This window comes from Saccharopolyspora gloriosae (assembly GCF_014203325.1).
In the GTDB taxonomy this organism is placed as follows: Bacteria; Actinomycetota; Actinomycetes; order Mycobacteriales; family Pseudonocardiaceae; genus Saccharopolyspora_C; species Saccharopolyspora_C gloriosae.
Window position 1 is genome coordinate 4223295 of sequence record NZ_JACHIV010000001.1, and the last position, 21474, is coordinate 4244768.

Consider the following 21474-nt stretch of genomic DNA (forward strand, 5'->3'; position numbering starts at 1 on the left):
ACTCGGGACGCGAATCCCAACGCGCGGAACCGGGAATCGAGCGCCGGAACCTCAGTCCTCCGCGCCCCGGCTCAACCGGGCCAGCCTGCGCGGCGTCGGCCACTTCACGTGCGTAGCCCAGCCGAAACGCTCGAACATCCAGATCACCCGCGCCGAGATGTCGATCTGCCCGCGCCGCACGCCGTGGCGCGCGCACGTGGGATCGGCGTGGTGCAGGTTGTGCCAGGACTCACCCATGCTCAGCAGCGCCAACGGCCAGAAGTTCGCCGCCTTGTCCCGGCTCTGGAACGGGCGCTCCCCGATGATGTGGCAGATCGAGTTCACCGACCACGTCACGTGGTGCAGGAACGCCACCCGCACCAGTCCCGCCCAGAAGAACGCCGTCCACGCGCCCCACCAGGTCCCCGTCACCGCGCCGCCGACCACCGCGGGCAGCGCCAACGTCAGCAACGTCAACGGCCCGAACAGCCGGTGCACCAGCACGATGTCGCGGTCGGCCATCAGGTCCGGCGCGAACCGCTCCCGGTTCGTCAGGTCCCGCTCGAAGAGCCAGCCCATGTGCGCGTGCCAGAACCCCCGCGCCAACGCCATCGGCGAGGTGCCGAACGCCCACGGCGAATGCGGATCGCCCTCCCGGTCGGAGAAGGCGTGGTGCCTGCGGTGATCCGCGACCCAGTGCATCACCGGCCCCTGCACCGACATGCTGCCCGCCACCGCCAGCGCGATCCGCAGCCCGCGCTTCGCACGGAACGCGCCGTGCGTGAAGTACCGGTGGAAGCCGACCGTCACGCCGAGGATCGTCAGCACGTAGAACCCGGCCGCGAGCCCCAGGTCCAGCCAGCTCAGCCCCCAGCCCCACGCCAGCGGCACCGCGGCCAGCAACGCCAGGAACGGCACCAGGATGAACACGTAGACCGACAGCTGCGGGGCCCAGCCACGACGCCCGGTCAACAGCGGCGAGCGCCCCTGCCGGGTCGCGGCGGATTCAGTGGTGACCATCGCGCGAGAACCTCGAATCTGGCGGGGGCTCGGATCGGCTGTGCGCCCCACACTTCAGGTACCCGAGCCGCTGAGCAACGAACCGCACCTCACACCATGGTGAATTTCGCCTGATCAGGGCCGATCGGGCGACGTGGCACGCGGCTCAGCGCGTCACCACTTGGGCCAGCACCATCGTGAACGCGTCGCGATCGACGGCGGCCGGCTCCTCGGCGAGCCACTCGCCCACCTCGCGAACGAAGCCCTCCGGGGTCAGCGGTTCCACCGGCGCGTCCGCATCGGATTCGCCCACCGTGACCTCGCCCGCCCGGTTCGGGTACAGCAGCAGCACGCCGCGCACCTCGACCTCCGGCAGCAACGCCTCGAACGCCGCCACTCCGTTCGCGAGCCGGGTGGTGCCGCCGCGGAACACGTGGCCGTTGCGCCACACCTCGCCGTCCTCGTCGACCTCGTAGTGCCCCGGCAGCCAGCGCTTCGACTCGACCAGCACCAGCCGCCGCCCGCACAGCACCGCGTGATCGATGTCGGCGAACACCGAGCCCGGCCAGGCGATCCCGTGGAAGATCCGCACCCCCGGCATCCGGGTCAGGTGATCGGCGAGCAACTCGGCGGAACGCTGCTTGACGGCCTCGTCCGCGGGGACCTCCTCCTCCGCGGTGCCGCCGAACACGCGGCCCCGGTTCTCGGCTTCGAACAGCCGGTCCGTGCGGCGCGCCTCCAGCAGGCGGCGCAGCAGCACCAGCACCACGACCCCCGCGGAGACCAGCATCGCCAGCCACACGCCGAGCAGCACTCCGCTCAACCCGACCAGCAGTCCCGTCGCCGCCAGCAGCACCCAGCCGCCGGCCAGCGCGAGCGCCGGAGTCCGGTCCGGCGCCGTGACCGGCAGGTACACCACCCGCTCCGCCGGATCGACCTCGTCCCACCAGGGGATGTCGGCGGGGTCGAGGTCCGGCGCGGGCGGGGTGAAGTTCGGATCGTCGCCGAAGTCGCGCCGCTTGCCGGGCCGGTACACCCAGCGCCGCGACGGCGAGCGATCACGCCCGGACGGCCTCGGTTCCGGTTCCGGTTCGTCCCGCGGATCGTCGTAGTCGGCGCGGCGCACCGGATCGTTGAGGGTCTCGTAGGCCTGCTGCAACAACCGGAACGTGCCGGCGGTGCCGCCGACGTCCGGGTGCATGGTGCGCGCCAAGGTCCGGTACGCGGACTTGATCTCGGCGCTCGACGCCGACCGGTCCACGCCCAGCAGCTCGTAATAGTCGACCCCGCGCACGAAACTCCGTCCACCATCGGCGATCGGCCTGCCACGACCGCGCGGCCATGATAGTTGTTCCGGGCGTTTCAAGATCAACCAGATGTGACGCGCGGGCCGCGTGACGCCGCCGATTGGGCTAACCGGGTGACGCGCGCAGCCGCCACGCGAGCAGCCCGCCCAACGCCAGCGGCAACCAGAACACGAACACCCGGAACACCAGCACCGCCGCCGCCGACACCCCCACCGGCACCCCGTAGGACGCCAAGGCCGCCGCCGCGCCCACCTCCACGAACCCGATCCCGCCGGGCAGCACGCCGACGATGCCGAACAACGTCGACACCGCGTACGCCACCAGCGCCACCAGCGGCCGGTCCCCCGCCCCAACCGCGATCATCGAAGCCCACAGCACCACCGCGCCGAGCAGATCGATCGCCACCGCGAAGCACACCGCGGGCACCGCCGCCGCGGGCCGAGTCCGGATCGCCGCCACCGCGTCGTAGAACTCGTCCGCCGCCGCCGTGTCGCGCGCCGCGCGCCGGCGGCGCAGCAACCGGTCCCAGCAGCGGCCCGGCAACGTCCACACCCGGCGCAGCACCTCGCGGCTGCGCACCGCCGCCACCAGCGCCACCACCCGGACCAGCAATCCCGCGGAGAACAACACCGTCGCGACGATCTCGGCGCGCTCCAGCCTGCCGTCCCAGGACACCACCGCCAGGCCCGCGGCGAGCGTCACCACAAAACCCACCTCGGCCGTCTGCGCGGCGGCCAGGTACGCCCCGGTGACGCGCCCCTGCCCGGCCGGATCGCGCGCCCCCTGCCTGCGGGAGTCGAGCGTGAACGCGGCCAGGCCCGCGACGTTGCCGGACTTCACGGCCAGGTTCAACGCCATCGACGCCAACGTGACCGGCAGCAACCTGGCGAACTCGTGGTAGCCACCCGCTCCCGTCACCCGCCGCGCCGCCAAGTGCAGCAGCACCCAGTCCGCGATCCAGATCAGCAGCACTACCGCGCCCACGGCCAGCCACGCGGGATCGGCATCGCGCAACGCCCGCCCCGCCGCGGGCAGCTCGTGGCGGTTCGCCCACACCAGCGCGGCGGCCGCCGCGACCACCACCAGCGCAGCCACCCACCGGAACGCACGGGACCTCACCCGACTCAGCGTCGCAGCACCACCGTCCCGTCGCCGCTCAGCCCAGCAGCCACGAAGCGTGATCAACGCGGAGGTGCGTCCGACTTCCCGGTGAAACCGTTCGTCCCCTCGGGTTCCATTGGATCAACGGCGTTGCCGCAGGGAGTCGTAGCGGCGCCGAGCCGCGTCGCGCTGCCGCCGCGCCCTGGTCACGGTCCGCGTCGTGTCGCGCAGCCGCGCGGACAGGTCGTCGAGGCGGGCGCGGAGCTCATCCCGGTCGCGTTCCTGCTCATCGCGCTCCTGCTCGGCCGCGCGCAACGCGTCCTCGGCCTGCCGCAGCTCCTCGGAGGCCTCGTCCACCCCTGAGCCCTCGGCGGCGCTCGGGCGCGGTGCGCGCTTCGTCCGGCCTGCGGGTTCCGATGCCTCCGCCCGCTCGGAGACGTCGCGGCTCCGGCTTGCCGGGCGGTCCGATCCGGCTTTGCGGCCGGACCGGTTCGTCTTTCGGCCGGCACGGTCCACCGGCGGCTTTCGATCGGCGCTTCCCTGCTGCGTGCTGCGATCGGTCCGGTCCTGCCGGGTCTTGCCGGACCGCTCCGGCCGGGTACCGCGCTCAGAGCGGTCCGGCCGAGGTTCGCGCTCGGCGCGTTCCCGTCGGGGCTGCGGCTCGGTCGTGCGGTCCCCCGCGGGCTCGACGGCAGGTGCTTCCGCGGTTCGCCGACCACCGCGCCGCGTCCCCGCCGCGCCGCGATCCGTCCCTTCGGTGTCGTGAGCCCGCGCGGCGCTCCCGCCCCGATCCTCGTCCGCGCCCGGACGCCCCGCCTCGCTTCGCTCCGCCCGGGAGTGAGCTCGACGGCGACCACCTCGACGTGCCCCCGAGTCATGTCCCCGACGGCTCGACGTGGCGCTGCGCATCGCGGCGACCGAGAGCTCGTCCAACCCGAAGCCGCTGTAGGCCAGCGCCCCGCTGAGCACCCCGGCCTGGACCCGGCGTCCCGATTCCGGTTCCGCGACGGCGGCGGCGAACGTCGACTCCACCTGCCGCCGGGCCTGCTCCCCCAGCCGCTTCCCGGCGCGGGAGGCCACGTCCGCGGCCTGCTCGGTCAATCCCCGGACCAGGTCCGCGCGCCGCCGATCCAGCCGCCGGATCTCGTCGCCGCGCAGGTCGCGCTGCGCCGAGCGCAGCTCGTCGCCCACCTCGACCAGCTCGGCGACCCGGTCCCGCTGCTCGGCCGAGACCCGGTTCACCGCCCACGCCGCCGTCGTCGGCTTCCGCAACACCTTGAGCTCCGCCGCGAGCCGGTCGTCGCCCGCGTCGCGCGCCTGCTTCAACCGGCGGTCCCGGTCGGCGACGAACTCCCCCGGATCACCCTGGTAGAGCTCCTGCAGCACCGCCTCCGACACCTGCTCCCCGGCCATCGGCTCAGCTCAGCACGCTGCGCGCCGACCCGCACCCGATCCAGCGGAGGCGTGAGCGGCGGCGCGGGCGGGCACCCTGCGGTCATGACGAAATCGCTGCAACGGCCCCGGCGCGGAGCCATGATCGCGGGAGTGTGCGCCGGCATCGCCCACCGCTTCGGCTGGAGCGTCGGACTGGTCCGCTTCCTGTTCGTGATCTCCTGCGTCCTGCCCGGACCGCAGTTCCTGATCTACCTCGCGCTGTGGATCTTGATGCCGAAGCGGTGACGAACGCCGTGACCTGCCCTGGAACGCGAAAAACCCGCTGACTCTGAAGTCAGCGGGCCTTTCCACACGGGCGGCCGAGGCGGCGTAACCGCCCCTCCCTTGTGGCCACCCGGCACAGCCGTGCCCGGTCTTGAGGTGGCGCCCTGCGACCGGCACGGCCAGCTCTGTTCGGCGCAACCACCACGGTAACCGCTATGGGTGAAATAAGCCCATGCCTCGCCGCATTTCGAGACCCGGAGTTCAGATTGTCCAGGGCGATCAGCAGTCTTCCGGTGGATCAGGACGAACCCGTTCCGCCGTGATGGTGAACGACGTTGCGCCATGAGCGCCGGGGCGTCTGCGACATCACAGGTGGTGGCGGCGCTCCCGCGCCCGGCGCTCGTACTCGGCCCGCGCGGAACGGGTGCTCTCCAGCGTCGACACCTCGGCGACCGGCACGTCCCACCACGCCTCCGGCGGGAGCTGCGCCTTGTCCGGCGAGGTCTCCACGTACACCGCGGTCGGGCGGTCCGCCGCCCTCGACGCGCGCAACGCCTCGCGCAACTCGTCCACGGTGTCCGCGCGCACCACGTCCACGCCGAGGCTGCGCGCGTTCGCCGCCAGGTCCAGCGGCAGCGGTTCCCCGGTGAACCGGCCGTGCTCGTCGCGGAACCGGTAGGCGGTGCCGAAGCGCTCGGCACCGACCTCCTCCGACAGTCCGCCGATGGACGCGTAACCGTGGTTCTGGACCAGCACCAGGTTGATCTTGATGCCTTCCTGCACGGCGGTCACCAGCTCGGTGGGCGACATCAAGTACGTGCCGTCACCGACGAGCGCGAACACCTCGCGATCCGGGTCGGCCAGCCGCGCGCCGATCGCCGCCGGTATCTCGTAGCCCATGCACGAGTACCCGTACTCCACGTGGTACTGGCTCGGCTGCTTGACCCGCCACAGCTTGTGGAGGTCCCCCGGCAGCGAGCCCGCCGCGTTGATCACGACGTCCTCGTCCGCGAGGACCTCGTCGAGCACGCCGATCACCTCGGCCTGACCGGGACGTTCCGCTCCGTCGGCGCACCGGGTGGCCCGGTCGACGACGTCGGCCCACCGCACCGCGGCGGCGCGGTATTCGCGCACGTAGGCCGGATCGACGTGGTGGTCGGCCAACCGCTCGGCGAGACCGCTGAGCACCGCCCGCGCGTCCCCGATCACCGGCGTCGCGGCCTGCTTGTGGGCGTCCCGGGCCTCGACGTTCACGTTGACGAACCGCACCTGCGGGTTCGCGAACAAGGTGTGCGAGGCCGTCGTGAAGTCGGTGTAGCGGGTGCCGACGCCGATCACCAGGTCCGCCTGCCGCGCAGTGTCGTCGGAGGACGCGGTGCCGGTGTGCCCGATCGCGCCGAGTGCGCGCGGATCGTCGAAGCGCAGCGAGCCGCGCCCCGCCTGCGTCTCCGACACCGGGATGCCGGTCACCGCCGCGAACGCGCCCAACGCCTGTTCCGCGCCGCTGTGGTGCACACCGCCACCCGCGATGATCAGCGGGCGGCGCGCCTCCCGGATCCGGTCGGCCGCTTCGTCCAGCGACCGCGGATCGGCCTGCGGCCGGTGCACCCGCCAGGTCCGTTCGGCGAAGAACTCCTCGGGCCAGTCGTAGGCCTCGGCCTGCACGTCCTGCGGCAGCGCCAGCGTCACCGCCCCCGTCTGCACCGGATCGGCCAGCACCCGCATCGCCTCCAGGGCGGACGGGATCAGCGCTTCCGGCCGCCAGATCCGGTCGAAGTACCGGGACACCGGGCGCAGCGCGTCGTTCACCGACACGTCCCGCGCGTGCGGCGGTTCCAGCTGCTGCAGCACCGGGTCCGCCGGGCGCGTCGCGAACACGTCCCCCGGCAGCAGCAGGACCGGCAGCCGGTTGATCGTGGCCAGCGCCGCGCCGGTGACGAGGTTGGTGGCACCGGGGCCGATCGACGTGGTGCACGCGTAGGTCGAGAGCCTGCCGCGCTGGCGCGCGTACCCGACCGCCGCGTGGACCATCGCCTGCTCGTTGCGCCCTTGGAGGTACGGCATTTCCGGCGTCTCCAGCAGCGCCTGCCCGATCCCCGCCACGTTGCCGTGCCCGAAGATCCCCCAGCACCCGGCGATCAACCGCACGCGTTCGCCGTCTCGCTCGGCGTGCTGCCGCGCCAGGAACCGCACCAACGCCTGAGCCACCGTCAACCGCCGCGTCCCGGGATTCATCACTGCCCCTCTCCCATCCAGCACCTAGAGCCGGTCCCGGAGCTTGGTCGTGCCGAGTGATCAGCCGTCTCGGCATTTCGTCTTGTCAGCGGCGAAGCCGCTGAGCAGCGACCACCAGAGCAACCGGCACCGCCGCGGGTTCTCAGCGTCCTTCTCGCGAGGACGGCTTTTTCCCTCGTGGCGGAGCCACTCGGGAAAAAGATCCCGCAGCGAGAAGGACGCTGAGGTTCCGCCACCCGACCACCCGACCAAACCGAAGACGGCCAATCAGTAAAAGGGAAGTCGGGGGTCGAGGGGTTGGTTCCACCAGGTTTCGCGCACCCACGAGTGCGCCGGGTCGTCGCAGATCAGCCACGCCCGGTTCGGCGAGGGCCCGGCCATGACGTTGAGGTAGTACATGTCGTAGCCGGGCACCGCCATCGACGGCCCGTGCCAGCCGTCGGGGATCAGCACGACGTCTCCGCTGCGCACTTCCGCCAGCACGTCGGTGTCCCGGCCCGGCCCGGACGGGTACACCCGCTGGTAGCCGATGCCTTCGCCGCCGCTTCCGGCGTCGATCTCGAAGTAGTAGATCTCCTCCAGCCGGGATTCGCCGTCGCGTTCGGTGTCGTGCTTGTGCGGCGGGAACGACGACCAGTTCCCCGCCGGGGTCAGCACTTCCACCGCGATCAGCCGGTCGGCTTCGAACACGTGCGCCGCGCCGAAGTTGTTCACCTGCCTGCTGGCCTGTCCCGCACCGCGCAGCTCGACCGGCACCTCGGACGCCGCGCCGTAGCGCGCGGGAAGGCGGCGAGCGCACTTGGCGCCCGTCAGCGCGAACCGGCCACCGGCCGCGCTGCGGATCCGCACCCGCGCGTCCCTGGGCGCGTAGGCGAAATCGGTGACACCGCGGAACACGCTTTCGCGCCCGGCGAGCTCGAACACCACGACCTCGCCGTCACCGTCCTCGCACCGGACGGTGCACCCGCCGGCGAGCGGGAGCACGATCCATTCGCCGTCGCCGGTGCGGAACTCGTGCTCCGCTCCGGCTGCGAGCTTCAGCACGCGCAACGACGAGAACTCCCACCCGGCGGTGTCCGGGTCGACGTGCACCGCGTGCTCGCCGCGTGCCGCGGCCCCCGCGGGCAGGTGGAAACGCTTGTCCGCCACCACTTCCTCCTCCGTCCTTGTTGTCCGGGAGCTCCGGATCGCGGTCGTCCGGCGGTCACAGCAGTCCGGCAGCGGTGTCCACCGCCGCGGCCACGTCCCCGTCGGGTGGGTAGAGCAGGCTCCGGCCGACGACGAGGCCTTGCACGTTCGGCAGCCGCAACGCCGTCCGCCAGCGGTCGAACGTCGCGTCCTGATCGGCGGACACCTCACCGCCCAACAGCACCGTCGGCAGCGTCGTGGTGGCCATGACCTGCCCGATCCGTTCGATGTCGTCGACCACCGGCACCTTCAGCCAGGTGTAGGCCGAGGTGCCGCCCAGCCCGGCGGCGATCGAGAGGGACCGGGTCACGGCCGCCGCGGACAGGTCGTTGCGCACCTCGCCGTCGACGCGGCGGGACAGGAACGGCTCGACCATCGCCATCAGGCCGCGTTCGGCGAGATCGTTGACGGCCCGCGCGGCGCCGCACATCGTCTCCAGCGAGCCCGGATCGGCGTAGTCGAGGCGCAGCAGCAGCTTCCCGCCGTCGAACCGCAGCCGTTCGATGTCCTGCGCCCGGTGCCCGGTGAACCGGTCGTCCAGCTCGAAGGCCGAGCCCGCCAACCCGCCCCGGTTCATCGAACCGATCACGACCTTGTCCTCCAGCGCCCCGAGCAGCAGCAGGTCCTCCAGCACGTCGGACGTGCCGAGCACGCCGTCCACTCCGGGCCGCCGCAGCGCCGTGCACAACCGCCCGAGCAGGTCCGCGCGATTCGCCATCGCCAGCGCGTCACCCCCGGCGCCCAGCGCGCCGCGCGCGGGGTGGTCCGCCGCGATGATCAGCAGTCTGCCGCTCGCCCCGAGCAGCGGCCTGCGCCGCCGGGCCGCGGCCGCTTCCCGGATCGCCTCCGGGCGGGTGGCGCGGACCCGCGTGAGATCAGCAATGTCCACAGTGGACATGATTTCCCCCCTTCACCCTGGCCGCTCAACCCGAGACGCCGGGGCGGTCGACGGCGAGCAGGGACTCGATCTCGTGCGCGTAGGGCATCGCCGCCGAACAGGCGAGCCGCGACGCCACCAGCGCCCCTGACGCGTTGGCGAACCGCATCGTGCGCGCCGGCCCCCACTCCGCGAGCAGCCCGTGACACAACGCGCCGCCGAACGCGTCGCCGGCGCCGAGCCCGTTGACGACCTCGACCGGAACCGGCGGCGCCACCACCTCGGCGGCGGCGGTGCGCGCGAGCACTCCCGCCGGCCCCTGCTTGACCACCGCCAGCTCCACGCCGGCCGCCAGCAGCGCGTCCGCCGCGGCGTCCGGATCGCGGGTGCCGACTGCTCGTTCGCACTCGTCGAGGTTGCCGACCGCCACGGTCGCGAACCGCAGCGCCCGCCGGTACCAGGAGGTCGCCTCGTCGTGATCGGCCCAGAACATCGGGCGCCAGTCCAGGTCGAACACGGTGTGCCCGCGCCGGGCCCGATGTTCCAGCGCGGCCAGCGTCGCCGACCGGCTCGGCTCTTCCGCGAGCCCGGTTCCGGTGATCCAGAAGATCCGCGCCCGGGCGATGGCGTCCAGGTCGAGCTCCCCGGAGCGGATCTCCAGATCCGGCGCCTTGGGATATCTGTAGAAGTACAGCGGGAAGTCGTCGGGCGGGAACAGCTCGCAGAAGGTCACCGGCGTCGGATAGCGCTCGACGGGCGTGACCCAGCGGTCGTCCACGCCGAACTCGCGCAACGCCCGGTGCACGTACTCGCCGAACGGATCGGCGCCGGTCCGGCTGATCACCGCGGTCGCCCGGCCGAGCCGGGAGGCCGCGACCGCGACGTTCGTGGCCGACCCGCCGAGGTACTTGCCGAACGTCTCCACCTGCGACAGCGGCACGCCAGTCTGCAGCGGGTACACGTCGACCCCGATGCGGCCCATGGTGATGACGTCGAACGCGATGCCCATCAGTTCTGACCTCCGAACGGGACTAGGAGCGGAATCGGCGCGGAGCCGGGGAATTCCTGGAAGTCGCCGCACGGCCCGGCGACGGCCGGAATTCCGGAGGCGAAGGGGTTCTCGGGCACCGGCGAGTCCGCCGGTGGGGCGATCGAGGGGTCGAGCCGCGGCGATCCGGATCGTCACCGGGCACCGGGGCCACGCGTTGTGATTTCGTGTCTACTCGGCCGAAATGCCGCCTGTCAATAGCATGTCCGGACATACTTACCTATGGGTGACACCCGACCTTGCTACCGTAAGGAACGTGACCTCCATGCAGCAGCGATCCCGACGCGAGGCCGGGAAGTCCACCTGGAACCCGGCCAGCCGGGTCACCGTGGACCACGCCAGCCCCGTCCCGCTGTACCACCAGGTGGCCAGCCAGATCGAGGCCGCGATCGAATCCGGCGACCTCCCGGTCGGCACCCGGCTGGACAACGAGATCGAGCTGGCGGGCCACCTCGGGCTGTCCCGGCCGACGGTCCGCCAGGCCATCGGCTCGCTGGTCGACAAGGGCCTGGTCGTGCGCAAGCGCGGCGCGGGCACCCAGGTCGTGTTCAACAAGGTGAAGCGCTCCGTCGAGCTGAGCAGCCTGTTCGACGACCTCACCGAGATCGACCGGAAACCCAGCACCTACGTGCTGGTCAACGAAGTCGAACTGGTGCCGGACGCGCTCACCGGCACCCTCGGCCTCACCCGGACCGACAGCGTGCTGCACCTGGAGCGGGTCCGCTACGCCGCCGGGGAGCCGATAGCGCGGATGAACAACTTCCTGCCCGCGGAGCTGATCCACCCCTCGACCGACTCGCTGATCGAGCGCGGGCTCTACCAGCTGCTGCGCGGCGCGGGCGTGCCGCTGCACGCCGCGCGCCAGACGATCGGCGCCCGCGTGGCGACCAAGCAGGACGCCGAGCTGCTCGACGAACCCGAGGGCGCCGCGCTGCTGACGATGGAACGCACCACCTACGACCAGTCCGGGCGGATCGTCGAGTACGGCTCGCACGTGTACCGCGCCTCCCGCTACTCCTTCGACCTCTCCCTCCGCGGCGACATCTGAGCGCGACCCGCCGCCACGCCGCACCGCTGCCGATCACGCACGCCGCTCGACCCGCGCCTTCCTCGCCACCCCGGCCGAGTGACGCGGGCCCGCATCCGCGCACGGACTCCGAATCACCCGGACCTGCGCGGATTCACCGTCACGGCGACTTTCCGCGAATCATCCGTACGTAAGTATGTCAGGACCAAGTCTTGACAGGGCCGGGCCAGCCGGGGAAAACTACGGACACGGAGATCGGCGTCACAGTCGGCGCTCACGCGCACCTCGACCAGCACCTCTTCGCTCCGCGATTCCGCCCGCGCGAAATTCTCCGGGCCACGAACGGACATCCGCACCGGCTCCTCCGGTGCCGCAGATTCGGACTTCCGCCGCGACGCGGCAGCACAAGGAGATTTCGATGAGCAACGGCAATGCGGCCGAGGGCCGGCTGCGGGTCGGTTCGGCGCCGGACTCCTGGGGCGTCTGGTTCCCCCAGGACGAGCGGCAACCACCCTGGGAGCGCTTCCTGGACGAAGTGGCCGAGGCCGGGTACCGGTGGGTCGAACTCGGCCCGTACGGCTACCTGCCCACCGATCCGCGGCGGCTGCGGGACGAACTCGCCCGGCGGGAGCTGACCCTGTCGGCGGGCACCTGCTTCACCGCGTTCCACCGCGGCGACGTCTGGGACGAGATGTGGGCGCACGTCCGCGAAGTCGCCGGGCTCACCGCGGCGCTCGGAGCCGGGCACCTCGTGGTCATCCCCGAGATGTGGCGCGACCAGGCCAGCGGCGAACAGCTCGAGGACCGCGCGCTCGACGACGACGCGTGGCGCTCGCTGGGCGCCGGCATCGACCGGCTCGCCAGAGCGGTGCACGAAGAATTCGGGCTGGGACTGCGGTTCCACCCGCACGCCGACAGCCACGTCGACACCCAGCCGAACGTGGAGCGGTTCCTGGAGATGACCGATCCCGACCTGGTGAAGTTGTGCTTGGACACCGGGCACATCTCCTATTGCGGCGGGAACAACCTGGAGCTGATCGAGAAGTACCCGAGCCGCATCGGCTACCTGCACCTCAAGCAGGTGGATCCGCGGGTGCTGGCCGGGGTGCGGGACGAGGACCTGCCGTTCGGCCCGGCGGTGCGGCGCGGCGTGATGTGTGAGCCGCCGAACGGGGTTCCGGAACTGGAACCGATCATCCAGGCCACCGGAGATCTCGACGCCGACCTGTTCGCCATCGTCGAGCAGGACCTCTACCCGTGCGACCCGGAGGTACCGCTGCCCATCGCGCGACGCACTCGGGACTTCCTGACCCGTTGCGGAGCGGGCACCGGCTGAGGGTTCCCGTCGGCCCGGGAATGGTTGCTGCGCCGCGAGATCCGGCACCGCGCTACCGATGATCACTGACCAATCCACTGTGGACCGACTGCTGATCGACCCCGCAACCGGCCCGCCAGGCGCTGTCGCCCGTCCTGCGTGGAGCAGGATGACAGCATGACGCCCGACGGGCATTCACCCCGTCAGCGGCACTATCGACACCGGCCGAGTTCGGCCACGAGGAAGACGGCCGACGAATCCGGCCGCGCGGTGAGAACTGAGAGGCCGATGGTGGCGAATACGCTCTCGAACGACGGGCCCGGCGGCCCGACCGATGCCGCCGCGGTGCGCAAGGCCAAGCGCTTCATCCTGCTGGTCGCGGTGATCTCCGCGCTGGGTGGTGCGCTGTTCGGCTACGACACCGGCGTGATCTCCGGTGCCTTGCTGTTCATGACGCCGCAGTTCGGGCTCACCCCGTTCCTGGAAGGTCTGGTCACCAGCGCGCTGCTGATCGGCGCCGCCGCGGGTGCGCTGTTCGGCGGCCGGATCGCCGACCGCGCCGGGCGACGGCCGCTGCTGATCGGCACCGCGGTGGTGTTCGTGGTGGGCACGCTCGGGTCGGCGTTGACCCCGGACGTCCCGATCCTCGTGCTCTCCCGCGTGGTGCTGGGAATCGCGGTGGGCGCCGCATCGGTGGTGGTGCCGCTCTACATCTCGGAGATGGCGCCCGCACACGTGCGCGGCAGCCTCGTCACGTTCAACGGTCTGATGATCGTCACCGGGCAGCTGGCGGCCTACATCGTGAACGCGCTGCTAGCGGAGGCGGGCGCGTGGCGCTGGATGCTCGGCCTCGCGACCATCCCGGCGGTGCTGCTGGGCGTGGGCATGGTGTTCTTGCCGGACAGCCCCCGCTGGTACGCGAGCAAGGACCGGTTCGACGAAGCCCGCGGCGTGCTGCACCGGGGCCGCTCGCACGACGAGGCCGAACGGGAACTCGCGCAGATCACCACGGCCAACGAGCAGGAGTCCGCGGCCCGCGGCTGGCGGGAACTGCGGTCGCGGTGGCTGCGCAGGCTGTTCTTCATCGGCATCGGGCTGGCGGTGGTGCAGCAGATCACCGGCGTGAACACGATCATCTACTTCGCGCCGATGCTGTTGACGCAGACCGGCCTGGGCGAGGTCGCCTCCATCGTGGCGACCATCTCGATCGGCGTCATCTCGGTGCTGGCCGCGCTCGTCGGTCTGCTGCTGATGGACCGCGTGGGCAGGCGACCACTGCTGATCACCGGGCAGGTCGGGGTGACCGGGTGCCTGGTGCTGCTGGGCCTCGCGTTCCTGCTGCCCGCCGGGGCGACCTGGGTCAGCTACCTGACCCTCGGCCTGATGGTCGTCTACATGGCGTTCCAGCAGAGCAGCGTCAGCACCGTGACCTGGCTGATGATCACCGAGCTGTTCCCGCTGAAGATCCGCGGGTTCGCGATGGGCATCGCGGTGCTGGTGCTGTGGTTGACGAACTTCGTGGTGGCGCTGGTGTTCCCGCCGATGGTGGCGACGCTCGGCGGCAGCGCGACCTTCTGGGTGTTCGCGGCGCTGGGCGTCGGGTCGCTGGTGTTCAGCGTGCGGCTCGTGCCGGAGACGAAGGGCCGCAGCCTGGAGGAACTGGAAGCGGACATGCGGCTGCGCTACGCGTAGCGCAGGACCCGGACGAAGGGACGACGATGCGGTTAGGACTGATCGGCACCGGCCGGATCGGCACCATGCACGCCCGCACCCTGCTGAACGTGGACGGCGTGACCGACCTCCGGATCACCGATGCCTTGCCCGAACGCGCGAGCCGGCTCGCCGACGAACTCCGATCCGAAGGCTGGGCGGCCGAAGCCGCAGGCACCTCCGACGACCTCTACTCCGGCGGGGTGGACGCCGTGGTGATCACCGCGGCCACCCACGCGCACGCCGCGCTGATCCACGCGGCCCTGGACCGCGAAGTGCCGGTGTTCTGCGAGAAACCCGTAGCGCTGGACGCGCCCGGCACCCGCGAGGTCGTCGAGCACGACGAGGCGGTGCGCACTCCGCTGCAGATCGGGTTCCAGCGCCGCTACGACGCGGGATACCGCGCGGCGCGCGACGCGATCCGCAGCGGACGGCTCGGCTGGCTGCACACGCTCCGCGCGGTCACCGGGGACCAGGACCCGCCGCCCGCGGAGTACATCGCCACGTCCGGCGGACTGTTCCGGGACTGCAGCATCCACGACTTCGACGTGCTGCGTTGGATCACCGGCCGCGAGGTCGTCTCGGTGTACGCGCGGGGCGCCAACCGGGGCGCCGACTTCTTCGCCGCAGGCGATGACGTGGACACCGGCGCGGCGTTGCTGGAGTTCGACGACGGGTTGCTGGCCACGGCCACCGCCACCCGCTACAACGGCGCGGGGCACGACGTGCGGCTGGAGGTCTGCGGCTCGCGGGACGCGGTGTTCGTCGGCAACGACGACCGCGCACCGCTGCCGTCGGCCGAACAGGGCGTGACGTGGCCGTCGGCCGAGCCGTACCGCACGTTCCTGGAACGGTTCCGCAGCGCCTACGTCGCGGAGCTCACCGAGTTCGTCGAGGTCGCCGCGGGCCGCAGACCGAATCCGTGCACCGCCGCCGAAGCGCTGGAGGCGCTGTACGTGGCCGAGGCCTGCGACCTGTCCCGCCGGACGGGGCGGCCGGTGACCATCGAGGAGGTGCGCGGCTGAGTCGCCGGACGATCGGCGCGGGGCTCCGGGCGCACGAGCGCTTTCACCGCGCCCTCCGGTGCTGTATGCAAGGCCCGTGACGAATGTGGTGCTGGGGCCGATCCTCCGCTACACCGACGACACGTCGGCGACGGTGTGGCTGGAGCTGGACGCGGCCTGCACGGTCGAAGTGCTCGGCAACGCCGTCGACACCTTCCAGGTCGGCGGGCACCACTACGCCCTCGTCCCGATCCGCGGCCTGCTGCCCGGCACGTCGACGCCGTACGACGTGCGGGTGGACGGCACGCCGGCCTGGCCGGTCCCCGGCGACACGCACCCGCCGAGCCGGATCCGCACGGTGCCGCGCGGGGCGAAGGCCCGGCTGCTGTTCGGGTCGTGCCGGTTCGGACCGACCGAGGACGCCGCACGGCGCCGCGCGCTGGGTCCGGACGCGTTGGAGTCCTGCGCACGACGGCTGATGGACGCGCCGGAGCGGCACTGGCCGGACGCCATGCTGTTCCTCGGTGATCAGGTCTACGCCGACCAGACCGCACCGCAGGTGCGCCGGGAGCTCGCGCAGCGACGCGACCTGTCCGAACCGCCCGGCGAGGAGATCGCGGACTTCGAGGAGTACACCGCGCTCTACCGGTACGGCTGGGGCGATCCGCTGGTGCGGTGGCTGCTGTCCACCGTGCCCAGCATGATGATCTTCGACGACCACGACGTCCGGGACGACTGGAACACCTCGCTGGAGTGGCGCACCGCGATGGCCGCCGAGCCGTGGTGGCGGGAGCGCCTGCTCGGCGGGCTCGTCTCCTACTGGGTTTACCAGCACATCGGCAACCTCGGCCCGGACGACCTGGAGCAGGACCCGACCTACTTGGCGGTGCTGGCGGCGGGCCGGGCCGGTGACGCGTTGCCGGTGCTGCGCGAGTTCGCGGCGGGCGCCGACATCGAACTCCGCGCGCCGCAGGCCGCGCCGGGCCAGGCCCACGGGCGGTACAAGAACGTGCGTTGGAGCTACCGCCGCGACCTCGGATCGCTGCGGTTGATCGTGCTGGACACCCGCGCGGGCCGGATCTTGGAGGGCGGCGAACGCGCGATGCTCTCCGAGATCGACTTCGCCTGGCTGCGCGCTCAACTGCGCGTCGACGCGGACGCGGCCGAGCCTGCGGGCGTGTCCGGGGACGCGGCACCCGCGGTTCGCGGCGACGCGCACGAGCACGTGGTGGTCGCGACCTCGCTGCCGTGGCTGCTGCCGCACGCCGTGCACCACCTGCAGTCCTGGAACGAGGCGGCCTGCTCCGACCGGGGGCGGTGGCCGAAGCTCGCCGAACGGATCCGCCAAGCGGGCGACCTGGAGCATTGGGCCGCGTTCCGCGCTTCCTTCGACCGGCTCACCGGGGTGCTGCGCGACGCGGCGGATCGATCGGGGACGGCTTCGGTGTCCGTGCTGTCCGGGGACGTGCACCACAGCTACCTGGCGGAGGCCGAGTTCACCCCGCCGACGCGGTCCCGCGTGGTGCAGGTGACGTGCTCACCGCTGCACAACGCCACTCCCCCGCACCTGACGGTGCCGCTGCGCATGGCCTGGTCCCGGTTGCTCACCGGCGTGTTCCGGAGGCTGGCCGGACGAGCCGGGGTTCCGCCGGTCCCGCTGCGCTGGACGAAGTCGACGGGCCCGTACTTCGGCAACATGGTCGGGCTCCTGGACGCGGACGGCGAACACGCCCTGCTCTCCCTGCAACGAGCCGACGACGACGGCGGCCTCACCACGATCCACCGCTCCCGCCTCACCTGACGATTCCTCGCCCCGGCTTCCGGTCTTCACCTCGGCAGCGGCGAAGCCGCTGATCAGCGACCACCAGACCAAACCGACCACCAGCGGGTTCTCAGCGGCTTCCTCGCGAGGACGGTGATTTCGCGGGTGGCGGAGCCACCCGAAAAATCGATCCCGCGGCGAGGGAGCCGCTGAGATTCCGCTACCCGCCCCCTGCGCGGGCCGAGATCGAAAACAGGTTCGTTCCGCTACCCGAGCACCTCGGCCGCGGAGCCGACGGCGGAGGAAACCGTGGGGAGGTAGCCGTCGGCATGGCCGGAGACGTTGGGGTGGAACGACTCCTGCAACGGGGTGCTCGGACCGTTGATCCACTCCGGATCGCCGCAGACGCCGTGCCCGTCGAAGGAGTCGCGCGGGTCGGCGTAGGCGAACCCGGCGGCCTGGGCCTGCTCGGAGATCACTTCGGCGAGCACGTCGGCACCAGCGTTGATCTGCTCCCGCTTGGCGTCGGTGAAGCCGGGGATGCCGCAGTCGCCGAGTTCGGTGATCCGCGGGTAGCCGACGACGACGATCTCCGCGTTGGGCGCGGCGGAACGGATGCCCGCGTAGGTGGCGTCGAGCTTGGCGGGCAGTTCGTCGCGGGTCTGCGCCTCCCCCTCGGCGACAGCGCCTTCGCAGGCTTCGTCGTTGCCGAGCAGGCAGTTCTGGATGACCTTGGCGAAGCCGATGTCGTTGCCGCCGATCTGCACCGTGACCAGCGTGGTGTCCGCCGACAGCGACCCGAGCTGATCGGCGTTGAGGTCGTCGGTGGTGGCGCCCGAGCAGGCGTCGAAGGAGAACGAGGTGGCGCCGTTGGCGTCGGCCAGCAGCTGCGGGTAGGCCTTGGGGCTGCGCAGGCAGTCCCCGCTGTCCTCGAAGTAGTCCCTGGTTCCCGTGCCCGAAGCGAACGAGTCGCCCAGCGCCACGTAGTTCGTGTCGGCCTGCGCCGCGAACGCCGGCGCCCCGATCATGGATGTTCCGATGACTACGGTCGCCGCGACGGCACGCGCGACCCCCCGAATGTGACGCATGGATCCTCCGAACGAACTCTCCGACCCCAGAACTCGGATGTTCCGGCTGGGATCGATTGAACGTCCCCAATCGACCACATCCACCAGGTTGGCGAATTGCCGACACGCGTCATTTTCACCGTCGAATCAAGAAGGAACCAAAAGCCCGAAGTAAATTCCCCGATCAGGTGGATTCGATTCGAATTCGATTACTCAGCGCCCTTGATATCACTACCCGGGTCGACCCTTTCGGCGGTGTCCGAAGTGTACGGTTTCTGATCCAGCGCATGCAGTGACCTGCCCGCGGAGTCAGGCATGCCCACCAGTCCGAGCACGGCGAACAGCACCAGCATCCCCATCATGATCATCGACATCCCCGCCAATCCGAACGAAGAAACGATCATGAGCGGAACGAGGAAGCTCCAGATTCCGAGCACGATGCGAGCGAAGGCGAACGTGATCCCCTGCGCGGTCGCGCGCAGCATCGTCGGGAACATCTCCTGCGACCACAACTTGTAGAACGATTCTCCCGCGAACGCCGCACCGATCCCGAACAGCGCCACGTTCGCGATCGCCACCCCCACCCCGATCGGCAGGAACGCGAAGCAGGCGAACGCGGCGATCTGCAGCACCGCCCCGAACGCGAACAGCGGCCTGCGGCGGGAGCCATCGGCCATCGGCATGAACACCAGTGCCACCGCCAGCATCGTGAGCAGGTAGTTGAACGCCTGGACGCCGACGCTCGTCGCCTGATCGACGTCACCCGTGCGCTGCAGGATGTACGGCAGGAACGCGCCGTTCGTCCCCGCCACCGTGTTCCACAACGCGTACAGACCGCCGGTGAACACCAGCGCCCGCAGGTTCCGGCCGGTGAACACGTCCCGCAGCCGCCCCGCGGCGAGCGGGTTCCCGCTGTCCACCGCGGCCTGCCGGGCCTGCTGCCACCGCGCGGACTCGACCATGCCCCGCCGCAAGTACCACGTGACCACGGCGACGACGAACAAGTGCGCGAACACGATCCGGACGCCCAGCAACCCCAACGGTGCCAACGCGAACGCGAGCAGCAAGGTCACCATCGGCCCCAGGCTCCAAGCGACCTGGGTGACACCGATCAACCTGCCCCGCGCGCGACTCGGCGCGAACTCGGCGACCAGCGCCAGCGAAGTCGGCAGATCGGCTCCGACGGCCAGTCCCACGATGACGTAACCGATGAACAACATCGGCAGGTTCACCGCGCACACGATCCACACGATGCCGAAGGCGAACACCAGCAGATCCCACGCGTACACGCGCTTGCGGCCGAACCTGTCCCCGAGCCTGCCCCCGATCAGCGCGCCGATCGCAGCGGAGATCGCGTTGGAGCTGAACGCGGTGAGCATGCCCACCGCGGTCGAACCCAACCCGAGATACGCCTCCCACAGCGGCAGGCCCGCCGCCGCGGCGACGATCGAACCCGCATCGATGTAAGAGGCCATCGAGGCCAACGCCGTCCACTTCCACTGCGTGCGAGTAGGACTCGCGTCGGCCGCCCCAGAAGACCCGGTGCTGTTCATCGAAGCGCGCTCCCGTCGTCCGCCGTCCGGATGCCGCGCGAACTCGCCCACGCCCCGCCGGGCCTCCGGTGGTGCGAGAGGAGGCGAGCGGGGCCGAGCACCGGCCGCGCGGTCGACGTGCGACCGAGCAGCGATCCCCTCGGCCGGAACACCGATGGGAACGTGTTACCGAAACGGCGTCGGCGCGAGAAGCCCCCGTCCGGGCGTTCCAGGACACCGGATGGGCGCATCCACGCCGGAAGTGTCCGGTTGGGACGGATTCAGCGGGACGCCGGCAAGCTGGAGCGCCGCACCACCAGCTCCGGTTCGTAGATCACCTGCTGGTGCACGTGCCCGGCCGCGGTATCGCGATCGGTCTCGGCCAGCACCAGCTCGGCGGCCTTGCGCCCGATGCGGAACGCGGGCTGGCGCACCGAAGTCAGCGGCACCGCCGCCGCCGCGGCGAACTCGATGTCGTCGTAACCGACCAGCGCGATGTCCTCCGGCACCCGGATCCCCGCCGCGAACAACGACTGCAGCAGCCCCAGCGCGAGCAGATCGTTCGCGCAGAACACCGCAGTCGGCCGGGACCGCAACCCCAGCAACCGGGCACCCGCGTCCCGCCCGGAAGCCACATCCAGCGCGGGCACCTCCAGCACGTTCAGCGCGTCCTCGTCCACACCCGCCTCCCGCAGCGCGGCCAGCGCGCCGGTCCGCCGATCGAGGCACTGCGTCAACGAAGCGGGCCCGCTGACGTAACCGATCCGCCGATGCCCCTGCTCGACGAGGTGGCGCACCGCGAGCGCGCCGCCCGCCACGTCGTCCACCGCGACCGAACAAGCCTGCTCGCTGCCGACCTTCCGGTCCACCAGCACCGAAGGAATCCCCTGCCGCCGCAAGGAATCCAGATTGGCACCGCCGACATCGGCAGGAGTCACCAGCACACCGCGCACCCGCTGCTCCGCGAACAACGACAAGTACAGCGCCTCGGCCTCCGGGTCCTGCCCCGAATTGCACAACATCACGCCGATCCCCTCCGCACGCGCCGCCGCCTCCACACCCCGGGCGACATCGACGAAGAACGGATTCCCCATGTCCAGCACGAGCAGCGCGATGATGCGGCTGTGCCCCGCGCGGAGCTGACGAGCGGACTCGCTGCGGACGTAACCGAGCTCATCGATCACCGACAACACCCGCGCCCTGGTGGTGACCGAAACCCGGTCCGGGCGGTTGAGCGCGTTGGACACGGTGGCCACCGAGACTCCGGCGCGTTCGGCGACGTCCTTGATGCTGACCATGACACCAGGGTGCCCCCCACCGCTTTCCACCGCCGAAGTGGGCTTTGCGTTGGGAGTGGGGTGGCTTTGGAGGCGAGTTCGGCTTGGCGTGTGGGGCGGGTTTTGGAGCCGGGTTCGGCTTGGCGTGGGGCGTCGGGTTGTAGAGCCTTCCCCGGCTTGGGCGTGTGGTTTCGGTGGTGCGTGGAAGGTCGGGTTTCAGGATTGCTTCCACGGCTGGTGTTGCTGGGGTGTCCGGGTAGCGGAACCTCAGTCGGTCTCTCGCTGCGGGATCTTTTTCCCAAGTGGCTCCGCCACGAGGGAAAAAGCTGTCCTCGCGAGAGACCGACTGAGAACCCGCCGGTGGTCGGCTTTGTGACGTGGGCTATT

The 21474-nt window shown here is 71.0% G+C and carries 17 protein-coding genes; 6 read left to right on the forward strand and 11 right to left on the reverse strand.

What is annotated here, in order from left to right; all coding sequences use genetic code 11:
- Window positions 1-51 precede the first annotated feature (51 nt).
- The 4 genes from BJ969_RS18600 to BJ969_RS18615 form a co-directional block, all read right to left on the reverse strand.
- Window positions 52-999, reverse strand: a complete 948-nt coding sequence (locus BJ969_RS18600) for an acyl-CoA desaturase (protein WP_184480447.1) — start codon at window positions 997-999, stop codon at window positions 52-54.
- Between the two features lie 145 nt (window positions 1000-1144).
- The gene (locus BJ969_RS18605; RefSeq protein ID WP_184480449.1) at window positions 1145-2272 is read right to left on the reverse strand and encodes a DnaJ domain-containing protein; all 1128 of its coding nucleotides are present in this window, start codon (window positions 2270-2272) and stop codon (window positions 1145-1147) included.
- 118 nt (window positions 2273-2390) lie between these two features.
- Entirely contained in the window at window positions 2391-3380 is a 990-nt protein-coding gene (locus BJ969_RS18610) for a lysylphosphatidylglycerol synthase transmembrane domain-containing protein (RefSeq protein WP_343071477.1), read from the reverse strand.
- Between the two features lie 147 nt (window positions 3381-3527).
- Window positions 3528-4799: a hypothetical protein gene (locus BJ969_RS18615; protein WP_184480453.1), complete on the reverse strand. Its 1272-nt coding sequence runs from the start codon at window positions 4797-4799 to the stop codon at window positions 3528-3530.
- 84 nt (window positions 4800-4883) lie between these two features.
- Here BJ969_RS18615 and BJ969_RS18620 point away from each other — a divergent pair, with 84 nt between their 5' ends.
- Window positions 4884-5066, forward strand: coding sequence for a PspC domain-containing protein (locus BJ969_RS18620; RefSeq protein WP_184480455.1), 183 nt, complete (start codon window positions 4884-4886; stop codon window positions 5064-5066).
- A gap of 345 nt (window positions 5067-5411) precedes the next feature.
- Here BJ969_RS18620 and iolD read toward each other — a convergent pair whose 3' ends face one another.
- The 4 genes from iolD to iolC all read right to left on the reverse strand — a co-directional run bounded on the left by iolD (window position 5412) and on the right by iolC (window position 10354).
- Window positions 5412-7280: a 3D-(3,5/4)-trihydroxycyclohexane-1,2-dione acylhydrolase (decyclizing) gene (gene iolD, locus BJ969_RS18625; protein WP_184480458.1), complete on the reverse strand. Its 1869-nt coding sequence runs from the start codon at window positions 7278-7280 to the stop codon at window positions 5412-5414.
- Window positions 7281-7547: 267 nt separating this feature from the next.
- A complete protein-coding gene (gene iolB / locus BJ969_RS18630) occupies window positions 7548-8432 on the reverse strand; it encodes a 5-deoxy-glucuronate isomerase (protein WP_184480460.1) in 885 nt (294 codons plus the stop codon).
- Window positions 8433-8484: 52 nt separating this feature from the next.
- On the reverse strand, window positions 8485-9366 hold the full coding sequence (locus BJ969_RS18635; RefSeq protein ID WP_184480462.1) for a Cgl0159 family (beta/alpha)8-fold protein: 882 nt from the start codon (window positions 9364-9366) through the stop codon (window positions 8485-8487).
- 25 nt (window positions 9367-9391) lie between these two features.
- Entirely contained in the window at window positions 9392-10354 is a 963-nt protein-coding gene (gene iolC / locus BJ969_RS18640; protein WP_184480464.1) for a 5-dehydro-2-deoxygluconokinase, read from the reverse strand.
- 304 nt (window positions 10355-10658) lie between these two features.
- Between iolC and BJ969_RS18645 the strand changes: the two genes are divergently transcribed.
- The 5 genes from BJ969_RS18645 (at window position 10659) to BJ969_RS18665 (ending at window position 17250) form a co-directional block, all read left to right on the forward strand.
- Window positions 10659-11441 (forward strand): GntR family transcriptional regulator, encoded by a 783-nt coding sequence (locus tag BJ969_RS18645; RefSeq protein ID WP_184485472.1) that lies wholly within the window; start codon window positions 10659-10661, stop codon window positions 11439-11441.
- Window positions 11442-11838: 397 nt separating this feature from the next.
- Window positions 11839-12756, forward strand: a complete 918-nt coding sequence (locus BJ969_RS18650) for a sugar phosphate isomerase/epimerase family protein (RefSeq protein ID WP_184480467.1) — start codon at window positions 11839-11841, stop codon at window positions 12754-12756.
- A 267-nt stretch (window positions 12757-13023) separates the two neighbouring features.
- A complete protein-coding gene (locus tag BJ969_RS18655; protein ID WP_184480469.1) occupies window positions 13024-14427 on the forward strand; it encodes a sugar porter family MFS transporter in 1404 nt (467 codons plus the stop codon).
- Window positions 14428-14453: 26 nt separating this feature from the next.
- A complete protein-coding gene (locus BJ969_RS18660) occupies window positions 14454-15470 on the forward strand; it encodes a Gfo/Idh/MocA family protein (protein ID WP_184480471.1) in 1017 nt (338 codons plus the stop codon).
- 76 nt (window positions 15471-15546) lie between these two features.
- On the forward strand, window positions 15547-17250 hold the full coding sequence (locus BJ969_RS18665; RefSeq protein WP_184480473.1) for a DUF7800 domain-containing protein: 1704 nt from the start codon (window positions 15547-15549) through the stop codon (window positions 17248-17250).
- Between the two features lie 227 nt (window positions 17251-17477).
- Here the strand turns inward: BJ969_RS18665 and BJ969_RS18670 are convergent, their stop codons facing one another.
- The 3 genes from BJ969_RS18670 to BJ969_RS18680 all read right to left on the reverse strand — a co-directional run bounded on the left by BJ969_RS18670 (window position 17478) and on the right by BJ969_RS18680 (window position 21108).
- Entirely contained in the window at window positions 17478-18239 is a 762-nt protein-coding gene (locus BJ969_RS18670; RefSeq protein WP_246456960.1) for an SGNH/GDSL hydrolase family protein, read from the reverse strand.
- Window positions 18240-18487: 248 nt separating this feature from the next.
- Entirely contained in the window at window positions 18488-19753 is a 1266-nt protein-coding gene (locus BJ969_RS18675; protein WP_184480477.1) for an MFS transporter, read from the reverse strand.
- A 338-nt stretch (window positions 19754-20091) separates the two neighbouring features.
- Window positions 20092-21108, reverse strand: a complete 1017-nt coding sequence (locus tag BJ969_RS18680) for a LacI family DNA-binding transcriptional regulator (protein ID WP_184480479.1) — start codon at window positions 21106-21108, stop codon at window positions 20092-20094.
- Window positions 21109-21474 lie beyond the last annotated feature (366 nt).

Excerpts from the sequence above, each read along its gene's own strand:
- BJ969_RS18670 (WP_246456960.1), bottom strand. The coding sequence starts at position 18,239 with ATGATCGGGGCGCCGGCGTTCGCGGCGCAGGCCGACACGAACTACGTG.
- BJ969_RS18645 (WP_184485472.1), top strand. The coding sequence starts at position 10,659 with ATGCAGCAGCGATCCCGACGCGAGGCCGGGAAGTCCACCTGGAACCCG.
- BJ969_RS18620 (WP_184480455.1), top strand. The coding sequence starts at position 4,884 with ATGACGAAATCGCTGCAACGGCCCCGGCGCGGAGCCATGATCGCGGGA.
- BJ969_RS18675 (WP_184480477.1), bottom strand. The coding sequence starts at position 19,753 with ATGGCCTCTTACATCGATGCGGGTTCGATCGTCGCCGCGGCGGCGGGC.
- iolC (WP_184480464.1), bottom strand. The coding sequence starts at position 10,354 with ATGGGCATCGCGTTCGACGTCATCACCATGGGCCGCATCGGGGTCGAC.
- BJ969_RS18615 (WP_184480453.1), bottom strand. The coding sequence starts at position 4,799 with ATGGCCGGGGAGCAGGTGTCGGAGGCGGTGCTGCAGGAGCTCTACCAG.
- BJ969_RS18660 (WP_184480471.1), top strand. The coding sequence starts at position 14,454 with ATGCGGTTAGGACTGATCGGCACCGGCCGGATCGGCACCATGCACGCC.
- BJ969_RS18680 (WP_184480479.1), bottom strand. The coding sequence starts at position 21,108 with ATGGTCAGCATCAAGGACGTCGCCGAACGCGCCGGAGTCTCGGTGGCC.
- BJ969_RS18655 (WP_184480469.1), top strand. The coding sequence starts at position 13,024 with ATGGTGGCGAATACGCTCTCGAACGACGGGCCCGGCGGCCCGACCGAT.
- BJ969_RS18650 (WP_184480467.1), top strand. The coding sequence starts at position 11,839 with ATGAGCAACGGCAATGCGGCCGAGGGCCGGCTGCGGGTCGGTTCGGCG.
- iolD (WP_184480458.1), bottom strand. The coding sequence starts at position 7,280 with ATGAATCCCGGGACGCGGCGGTTGACGGTGGCTCAGGCGTTGGTGCGG.
- BJ969_RS18600 (WP_184480447.1), bottom strand. The coding sequence starts at position 999 with ATGGTCACCACTGAATCCGCCGCGACCCGGCAGGGGCGCTCGCCGCTG.
- BJ969_RS18635 (WP_184480462.1), bottom strand. The coding sequence starts at position 9,366 with ATGTCCACTGTGGACATTGCTGATCTCACGCGGGTCCGCGCCACCCGC.